Annotated in this window: 8 protein-coding genes; 1 reads left to right on the top strand and 7 read right to left on the bottom strand. The window is 46.5% G+C overall.

Annotation, left to right across the window (positions count from 1 at the left end):
- Window positions 1–238: 238 nt before the first annotated feature.
- The 6 genes from QUB51_RS26125 to QUB51_RS26100 all read right to left on the bottom strand — a co-directional run bounded on the left by QUB51_RS26125 (window position 239) and on the right by QUB51_RS26100 (window position 7,568).
- Window positions 239–2,602 (bottom strand): DUF3488 and DUF4129 domain-containing transglutaminase family protein, encoded by a 2,364-nt coding sequence (locus QUB51_RS26125; RefSeq protein WP_333262916.1) that lies wholly within the window; start codon window positions 2,600–2,602, stop codon window positions 239–241.
- A gap of 425 nt (window positions 2,603–3,027) precedes the next feature.
- A complete protein-coding gene (locus QUB51_RS26120) occupies window positions 3,028–4,098 on the bottom strand; it encodes a hypothetical protein (RefSeq protein ID WP_333053248.1) in 1,071 nt (356 codons plus the stop codon).
- Window positions 4,091–5,272: a heterocyst differentiation protein HetZ gene (hetZ, locus tag QUB51_RS26115; RefSeq protein WP_333053249.1), complete on the bottom strand. Its 1,182-nt coding sequence runs from the start codon at window positions 5,270–5,272 to the stop codon at window positions 4,091–4,093. Before hetZ ends, QUB51_RS26120 begins: the two co-directional genes overlap by 8 nt.
- Window positions 5,273–5,339: 67 nt before the next feature.
- Window positions 5,340–6,521, bottom strand: a complete 1,182-nt coding sequence (locus tag QUB51_RS26110; protein ID WP_333053250.1) for an RNA-guided endonuclease TnpB family protein — start codon at window positions 6,519–6,521, stop codon at window positions 5,340–5,342.
- Window positions 6,522–6,863: 342 nt separating this feature from the next.
- On the bottom strand, window positions 6,864–7,160 hold the full coding sequence (locus QUB51_RS26105) for a hypothetical protein (protein WP_333053251.1): 297 nt from the start codon (window positions 7,158–7,160) through the stop codon (window positions 6,864–6,866).
- Window positions 7,161–7,325: 165 nt separating this feature from the next.
- The gene (locus tag QUB51_RS26100) at window positions 7,326–7,568 is read right to left on the bottom strand and encodes a hypothetical protein (RefSeq protein WP_333053252.1); all 243 of its coding nucleotides are present in this window, start codon (window positions 7,566–7,568) and stop codon (window positions 7,326–7,328) included.
- On the opposite strand from QUB51_RS26100, the gene QUB51_RS26095 reads away from it, so the two are divergent.
- Window positions 7,568–8,107, top strand: a complete 540-nt coding sequence (locus QUB51_RS26095) for a Dps family protein (protein ID WP_333053253.1) — start codon at window positions 7,568–7,570, stop codon at window positions 8,105–8,107. The two genes, QUB51_RS26100 and QUB51_RS26095, sit on opposite strands and share 1 nt — an antisense overlap.
- Window positions 8,108–8,280: 173 nt before the next feature.
- Here QUB51_RS26095 and QUB51_RS26090 read toward each other — a convergent pair whose 3' ends face one another.
- Complete coding sequence (locus QUB51_RS26090; RefSeq protein ID WP_333053254.1) at window positions 8,281–8,649, bottom strand: hypothetical protein; 369 nt, start codon at window positions 8,647–8,649, stop codon at window positions 8,281–8,283.
- Window positions 8,650–8,666 lie beyond the last annotated feature (17 nt).

Genomic DNA, 8,666 nt, shown 5'->3' with positions numbered 1-8,666 from the left:
TTAATTAATCCGAAACATCTCAAAAACTGGTTTACTAATTGCTGCTACTGTACCTCATAACATCCGGAAGTGCTGTAAGAGTGAAATTTTGCGATCGCCATCCGATGATGCGCGGGTTGCCAGAAACCGGGTTTTTGCCCAGAAGACGCCATGCAGCCGTAGAAACCGGAAAAACCCGGTTTCTTGGGTTTTTCTCCGTAACTCCTATTTGTGGAGAAGCAATTTCCCTCGCCGATTTTTATCTTAACTTTTTGAGTTTCTTCAAGTGCGATCGCCTCAAATTTTCCACCAACTGCCGCAACTGGTTCAAATTACCCGCTTCGCCGCCATACTTCCAGCGCACGTAAGCTTGCGAAACTTCATCAATCACCTCAGCTTCATCAGTTGCATGATTACCGCGCATAGCCTCAGCATACTCCAAAGGCGTTTGAGCTTTCTGCTTGGCAAAACCCCTACTCGCCAAATCCTTCAACATTTCCTGATAAACCCCCTCCACCGGCGGCAACTTCGCCAGCCAGCGGCGGTGGCGCCACTTGCGCCACAGTTGCCAAATTAACCAGCCAATAAAGCCAAAGGCGATCGCAGCAATCAAACCAGTAAATAACCCCACCCAACCCCTAGCAAACTGTCCCAGAAACCAGCCCACAATCAAAGTTATCCAGCCAATTAGAAAACCTATAACTGAATCCAGCCCGCTTCTGAGAGGAGTCGGTAGCCAACCCGCGATCCACTTCCAAAACGATTCCAGCGCACTAAAAGTCTGGTTGTCTTCCACCGAAGCCGGAATCAGCGGATAACCGGGAATCGGATTAAAAGCAAACCAGCCATTATTGGGAAAATATACCTCCGTCATCAAAAAAGCGTCGGTATTTTTCACAACGTAGTAACCAGTAAACGGGTTAAATTCCCCCGTATCGAAGCCGCCCGCCAGTCGCGCCGGAATCCCGATCGATCTCAGCATAATTGTCAGTACCGTCGAAAAGTGGTCTGGATATCCCCCTGTAACTTTTTTGCCGCCCTGGGTGTTTTTGTAGCCAAACAGAAAAGCCTGGACTAAATCTTCACCTTCTTCTAAGTAAGGCAAAGCTTTTTCAATTTTGTAATTCGGATTTTGCTTTAAATATTGAGCCAAATACAAAGCTTTTTCGTAAGGAGAATCTATCGGTCTTTCCGACTGAGATACTCTAGTTCTTGCCGCCAAGATTTCTTCAGTTTTTTCGCGCACCTTTTGGGCAATTTCCGGGGGTACATCCAAATAAAACTTGCGAATATTTTTCGGGTAATCAGTACCAGTTTTACCTAACAAAGAGCGATCGCGAAAAGGCACATTAGAAATCACCGTATAAGTCACACCCTCTCCCAATGCCGCAGGCGCTCGCAAACCCCCCTCCGCATCAATCGCCACCTCTGGACTCGGAAAATAAAGCTCCTTCGGCTTGTTTAAAGCTGGAATCAAATTCGGCAACTGAGCGACAATAGTATAACTTTGAATCACCTCTTGAGTCCGAGGCGCATTGGGAAAAGGATTCAGATAAAATTGATAAGACCACCTAGGCCGAGTAAGCTTTTGAGCTTGTTCGTTGCGAGAAATTTCCCAACCCTGACCGGTGTATTTGTCAAAGCCTAATACTCGCCAAAAACCCGCAGCCTGCGATCGCACCCGCATCACCACTTCTGGTTTCATTTCCCCCCGCAAATTTTGATTAATGCGCTGGTTGAAACCGTAATAAAAAGTAGAGTCTACCTCTCCTGGCCCAGAGTCTGGGTTTCTCCCCGTTCCTCCGCCAGTTCCTTTTTCATTTCCCCCTCTAACATACCCTGGATTCAGAATGCTGCGCTCGTCAAACTCCCCCTGATATTCAATAGGAGCACTCACCGGAAAAGTCCGCAACTGATAGCCAGGGAGGCGTGGCAAAAACGCAAAAATAGTCAGCCCCAACCCGACAGTTATCAGTAGCAGCCAAGCAAAATACTTTGGGGATAAAGTAGCCGCAAATAGCGACAGGCTATCATTTTTCCCTTTACCTTGTGCTTTTTCGCCAATGGCTTCTGGCTTCAAAAATCCCAAGCGCGATCGATAATCCAAAACCAAAGTCGGAAGCGCTAAAGCCAAAAACACCAACAATAGCGGCGCAAAAGTCAAGGTTTGGCTGAGAGTCGCTGCTACCCCTAACAAAATTAGCCCGATTACCATCGAATAGCCCAAATCCTTGCGGCGGGGCAAATCGAAACTGTGCAGCACTTGAAGTTGGATTAACAGTTGCGCCAAAACTAACCGCGTATCATTCAATTCTCCCACCAAGCGGCTAAAAAAAGCGAACAGCGCCACCAGCATTCCAATAGCTATGCAGAACTTAGCAGCTACATTGCGATCGCGGCGGCGGTACCAACTCCAAGTTGCTCCCACAATACTAACAGGCACAGCCCACAGGTTCAGGGCTTCTTCAGCAGCAACGTCAGTAGCTACAATCCCCACAATTACCAACAACTGAACTAGGATTCGAAGCAGCAAAGAATCCTCAATCACCGGCGGAGGCATGGACTCAATCTGCTCCCACAGCTTACCCAACACAGGTATATTTCGCAGGTTATCAGTTGTCATGTGCACCCATCCAACTATTTTAGATTTTAGATTTTAGATTTTAGATTGAATCCACAGATAAATCTGGATTTTACCTAATATCTAAACCTTATTTCTCGGTCAAACCATTTTAGATTTTAGATTTTAGATTGAACCCACAGATTAATCTGGGTTTTAACTAATATCTAAACCTTATTTCTCGGTCAAACCATTTTAGATTTTGGATTTTAGATTGAATCCACAGATTAATCTGGGTTTTAACTAATCTCCAAATCTTATTCCTCTGTCATTAGATTTTAGATTTACTCCACAGATGAATCTGAGGGCTTGAACTAATATCTAATTTTTTTTTGCTTTCTACGACCGAAGTCGAGGGATTGCATCTGTTTTGTGTGAGGTCAAACCACAGAGTAAAAAGCTAAATTCTTTACTCTAATTATACCTTTCTAGTTGCTATCTTGTCCTGTCCAAATTGGACGAATAGCAAACATCAAAGGTCTGGTATCGAAGTTTTGGAATCGAACTTCTAGAGCATAAGTCTTGTTAGGTTGCGGGTCAAACAACTCCACACTTAAATGCCCGGAATTCGGACGATGTGCAGTTGCTTCGGCATCTCCTCCCTTGAGTTCCAAACTTCCTGCCCCCGGAAATTGGCACTCAACTCTTAAACACGGCATTGGCTGTTCTCTGTTGCGGTTCGACAGATATTGAGCCTCCAGAGTCAGCGCACCCAAACCAGTCAGCCACTCCCGCGAAACCGGTGGCTGATTTACAGGACAATCGAGAGTTAGAGACTCAATGATTTCCTTGGCTGCCAACAGCGACAGCACCATTTGTTGATCGGTACTCGCTGCTTCGTAATTCGGGAAATCTTCTAAATCTAGAAGTCCCCGCAAAGAACCTCGGAGCACTAAACCAGCTAACTCGTTGAGTTCCTGAGACTGGCCCGGAAATAAGCCATCTACAGCGCGAACTAACTTCGATCCTTGCCGCAGCGACGACATTACCAATTCCTGACAAGGTTCTAGCAGTTGAGCAAAAACCCCTTGGGCGATCGGAATTGGCAGGCGGCCCCACCTGATATTTTGTAGTTGGGGAGTCCAGAGGTGTAGGGGGGGAACCCATTGCGGGGCTACATCGTCTGGGTAATCGTGGTCGTAGCTTTTGAATTCTGTTTCCCAGGGGAACAGCGGCGGGTTAGATTCAATTTCGGCTCTAAGCCTTTCTTTTAACAAGGTCTGAAAACGGTCTTGCACGGTCGGTATTTCTCCAATTGTCAGCGGTTGTGCGGGTGCATTGCTGTGCGCCCCCACTTGATAGTCCAGCGGGTCTGGTTCGTCCCATTCCCAGTATTCCACCCCGGAATTGTCTTCTGTGTCGCCCCACTCTTGTGAGCGAGGGGATGGATTGAGGTTTTCCTCATCTTCGCTAGAGGCATTCGCGATCGGCGCCTGCAATATCCAGTCTAAAAAATGGCGATCGAAAGCCTCTGCATCCCTGTTCGTTTCGTTATTCATCACTAGATGCCCCTTCTCCGGAATCTGAACGATTTCGCAATTCCCACGCAAGTTCCAGCAATTTAAACCACCGCTTCTGTACCTGGGCTACCGTGCTACCCAGGGTTTGGGCGATCGCTGACTCTGACAGACCCTGTTGTTTCAACTTTAGCAAACGCTGTCCCTCTGGGCCAATTTGCTCGCCAAACGCCTGCCACTGAGAAGGCAGCAAACCCAAATTGCGATCTAAGTCTGCTTCCAGCCACTGGTGAACGAGTTCCCAGCGGTGCGACATGGCGAACCTGAGCAAATGGTACTTGAAGCGCTGCTGTAAATAGTCTCTTTGGCGGGGAGTTATGCCCAGAAGCGACTCTATTTCATTAGTCGGCAAGTCTTGCAAGCGCAGCACGAAGTAATCGGCGCAGTCTTGTTGATTGCGCTCTTTTAAGTAACCCACTAATTCGTCAATCACGTTTTGCCGCAGAGATTCTGACTCGTCGCCTTGGGGGCGAATTGCCGCCGAACCCTGTCCGGCCATCGCTTCCCGCACTGAGTACACCGAGGTGTCGTTCCAAGTTTGGTCGGAATCTGAAGCCCCTCCCTCGGCGGCTTGTTCCATATCTACGGAGGTTTCTTTCGGCTGCTGCTGGGAAAAGGTTTGGGCCCGTAAAATAATTAGTTGCTGGCTGCGGTTCCGAGGTAAAGGAATGCGCCGCTTGCCGAAGCGCTCTACAAAGGCCATGTACTCTGCTAGTTCTAAGCGAGTGCGGGGACTGTAGGTGACGGGTAGTTGGGTTTCCCGCCGGAATGCCTTTAAAGCTTCCAGATAAAATCCTTGCAAAAAATCTTTGATCAGTTCTACTCGCGCCTGATAGCTAGACTGCACCTGCGGAGGGGTGATGTAGCGATAGACGATCGCGCTGAGGGTACTGTGCAATTCTACTCTACCGGGCCCGGAGCCTAAATTGTAATAGTGGAGGCATTGTTGCAAGCGGTGCTGAGCGAGGGTCTGGGCTGAACCTTCTATATCTCCAGAGGATTGAATCCGCTGGCTTTCAGTGCATATCCTGTTGACTTCTGCTGCGAGTCGCCCTGCTACATCTTGGCAGTTCTGCTCAGACGCGCGAGTGGACTTTTTGAGTTCGTCTAACAGCCGTTCAAATATGGTTTCCACGCTCTGGCAGATTTCCCGCATGATGGTTTACAGCTAACATTGACATCCACCCCGGCGTAAACGCACGGGGATTCCTAAGACTCACGACTTAGGTTTCTGCTTCCGTCCCTGACGGGGATTTCGCACCAGCCTTAACAGATTTACTCTGTTCTGGTCTTACGGTCGCTCCACAGACTGACACGGCAAGCCCTGCCGCCAAAATATTTTTTGCCGCATTAATATCTCGGTCATGGTGAGTGTCGCAATTAGGACAATCCCATTCCCGGATATTTAACGGCATCTTGTCAACGATGTGTCCGCAATTGCCACACCGTTTAGAACTCGGAAACCAGCGATCGATCTTAATTAAAGTACGGCTGTACCACTTACACTTGTATTCAAGTTGTCCGACTAATTCCCCCCAACTTGCATCACTTATAGCTAGGGCCAGTTTGGGATTTTTAACCATATTCTTCACAGCTAAGTCTTCTACGGCGATGGTTTGGTTTTCACACACCAACCGCGTTGTTAACTTGTGAAGACTATCTTTCCTTGCATCAGTGATTTCTTGATGCACTTTCGCTACTTTAAGCCGTGCTTTGTGACGGTTGTTTGACCCTTTTTGCTTGCGACTTAAAGATTTTTGCGCTTTTCTAAGTTGGCGATATTTTGCCTTGAATCCTTTGGGATTGGCAATCTTTTCGCCAGTGCTTAGAGTGAGCAAGCTTGTAACTCCCAGGTCGATACCAACTTGACTGCCTGACTGAGGTAATGCTTCAATTTCAACATTCACCAACAGAGAAACTGACCACCTACCTGATGGTGCAAGCTTCACGCTTAAGGTTGATGGTGTTGCACCATCAGGTAGTGTCCGGCTCCAGCGAATTGGTAACGCTTGTGTGCTTTTTGCTAGGTAGACTTGTCCATCTCTGAACTTAAATGCTGACTTGGTAAATTCTGCACTACCACCATTGCGTTTCTTTTTGAAGTTAGGATATTTGGCCCGCCCATCAAAAAAGTTGGTATAAGCCGTTTGTAAATGTCTCAAACATTGCTGCAATGGCACACAGCTAACTTCATTGAGAAAATTCAACTCTTCTGTTTTCTTCCATTCGGTTAACATTGAAGAAGTCTCAGCATAGCCTACCCGTTTCTGTTCTTCGTACCAAGCTTCAGTTCTTGTGGCTAAAGCACGGTTGTAGACCAAACGAACACAACCCAAAGTACGTCGCAACAAACTTTCTTGTTCCGGCGTTGGGTAGAATCGATAGCTGAAGGCTTTTAGTGTCATACTTATTTTAAGTACACCATTTCACATACTAGCACGTCTTGGGTGAAATGGTAGGTATTAACAAAAATTCATGTAAAGCCGTCCTAGAAGGACGGGGTTTCAAACCCAAATTTCTGATGAAAGTAGCACAGTTAGTAAAAGTATGGATCAATCTTTCCTACGGCTACTTTAGCCCGTATTCCCCACATAGGAAAAACTGTAATGCCCTCGATCTCCTCCTCGCTGCAAACGCTGAGGACTGCTTTTTTTTAATCTGTCCTGACACGCCATCCGCCAAAAACCAGGTTTCAACAATTGTCACTGCAACGATGGTTCATCAGAGGGTCTGGTTTGACAAAGCCTTCATGCACCTGCGGGCCCAAAACGCGGCACTGCGGTTGATACCTTCGGCTTAGTGGTGTGGTGGTCACAGCAGCAAGTGTTCCTGAAGGTGAAGCTAGCACACAACTTCTCCCGGCGTCTACTAGATGGGACAAAGGGTTTCACGGCTGTATTTGATCTGGGTCTTCCGCCACTTTTGCCATAAAGTTTCGACGGCGATCGCCCGTCTGTTTCTTGGCAGCATCCTTGAACGTGGATTGAAGGGTTTGAGTCAATATCATTTGTAGCATCCCAATCACACAGATCAGAACCGCTCATGTCCGAAAATCTGTTTCCTAGCCTTCTAGGATATAATGGGGTGATATTTAATTGCAAGTCCGTTATGCCGTCATTTAAACCCGCCCGCACAATTAAGTGTGTGTGATGTTCGTTACCTTCGGCATAAATTCCTTAATTTTTATTAACAATCAGAGTGCAGCCTTTTTATATAGCGGGATTGAGCGGGGACTCACCTGCCGCCCAATCGGTGTGATCGCCAAACAAAGGCGCTTCGGAACAATAAGTTTGAGTGCATCTATCTAAAGGTATCAATATTGCAATTACTTTAACCTGAAAAGCAGATATTTTACTAAAGTGCGATCGTCTTCGATCGTCCTCTGGGTTGATGTAAGTGACGGGCGAAATTTGTTCTAATAGTAAAGTTAGATTTGAAGGAACAATTTTCAATGCGTAAGTTAAACATAGGTCTATCTGACGAGCAACGTGCAGGCGTTATCGAACTATTGAATCACGACTTGGCAGATGCTTATCTGCTGTTAATCAAAACCAAAAAGTATCACTGGGATGTAGTGGGCCCGCAGTTTCGATCGCTCCACCAGTTGTGGGAAGAACACTATCAGGCGTTAACACTAAATATCGATGCTATGGCTGAACGGGTGAGAACTTTAGGTGGCTATCCAATTGGTACTGCTGAGGGTTTTCTGAAGTATGGCTCGATTAAAGAACATATCGGCGATTTGCCTTTGGCTACGGAAATGGTAGCGCGTTTAGTTGATGACCACGAACTGATTATTCGCAATCTCCGCAAACACGTAGAACAGTGCGGTGAAGAGTTTAAGGATGACGGAACCGCAGACTTTTTGACGGGTTTGATGGAACAGCACGAGCAAATGGCTTGGATGTTGCGCTCGTTTATTGAAGGGGAATCCCTTGCGCCAGATGGTAAGCAGCCGCAAGCTCAAACTGCTACAGCTTCTCACGCTTAGAGAGATTAAGTAGAAGGAAGAAGGAAGAAGTAAGAAGGAAGAATGGAAAATTTAGATTTTTTTATTTAACCCTCTTTCCTCATTCTTGATCGACCAACCAGGCAGAATTAAACGCCCTCTAGCTTCCTCAAAAACCCGGTTTCTTCAAAAAACCGGGTTTTTCAATTTTGGGTTTATGTAGATTTTCGATTTCCTAAACTATTGAATCGCATTCTTTCGTATACCTGCGATGGCAACATTCTGTGAGCTTTCGTTCGCGCCTCAGTCCTAGCAACTGTCCTCCCTTCACTCGATTCTGATGCTTTTTTTAACTCTAACCCAGCTTCAGTTGGCGCTGTAACTATTATTTTTAATATACTTTCTATTGACAGCAGATACAAATTATGGCGCAAAAGTGCCATTGATAAATCTTCTTTGAACGATCGATACAGCCAAGATAATGTACTCCGGTGATTGCCACTGCGGTTGCTTTTGACAGCTAAGGAATGAGAATTAAATAACTTCCACTCTTGAAAGTGGGACGGGCGGGACGCCCATCCCACAATAATAATTAAAATTG

This window comes from Microcoleus sp. AT8-A3, from assembly GCF_036705675.1.
In the GTDB taxonomy this organism is placed as follows: Bacteria; Cyanobacteriota; Cyanobacteriia; order Cyanobacteriales; family Microcoleaceae; genus Microcoleus.
Note: the sequence above shows the minus strand (reverse complement) of the source record. Positions and strands in the feature narration are given on the sequence as shown.

Excerpts from the sequence above, each read along its gene's own strand:
- QUB51_RS26095 (WP_333053253.1), top strand. The coding sequence starts at position 7,568 with ATGCGTAAGTTAAACATAGGTCTATCTGACGAGCAACGTGCAGGCGTT.
- QUB51_RS26105 (WP_333053251.1), bottom strand. The coding sequence starts at position 7,160 with ATGAGCGGTTCTGATCTGTGTGATTGGGATGCTACAAATGATATTGAC.
- hetZ (WP_333053249.1), bottom strand. The coding sequence starts at position 5,272 with ATGCGGGAAATCTGCCAGAGCGTGGAAACCATATTTGAACGGCTGTTA.
- QUB51_RS26110 (WP_333053250.1), bottom strand. The coding sequence starts at position 6,521 with ATGACACTAAAAGCCTTCAGCTATCGATTCTACCCAACGCCGGAACAA.
- QUB51_RS26125 (WP_333262916.1), bottom strand. The coding sequence starts at position 2,602 with ATGACAACTGATAACCTGCGAAATATACCTGTGTTGGGTAAGCTGTGG.
- QUB51_RS26120 (WP_333053248.1), bottom strand. The coding sequence starts at position 4,098 with ATGAATAACGAAACGAACAGGGATGCAGAGGCTTTCGATCGCCATTTT.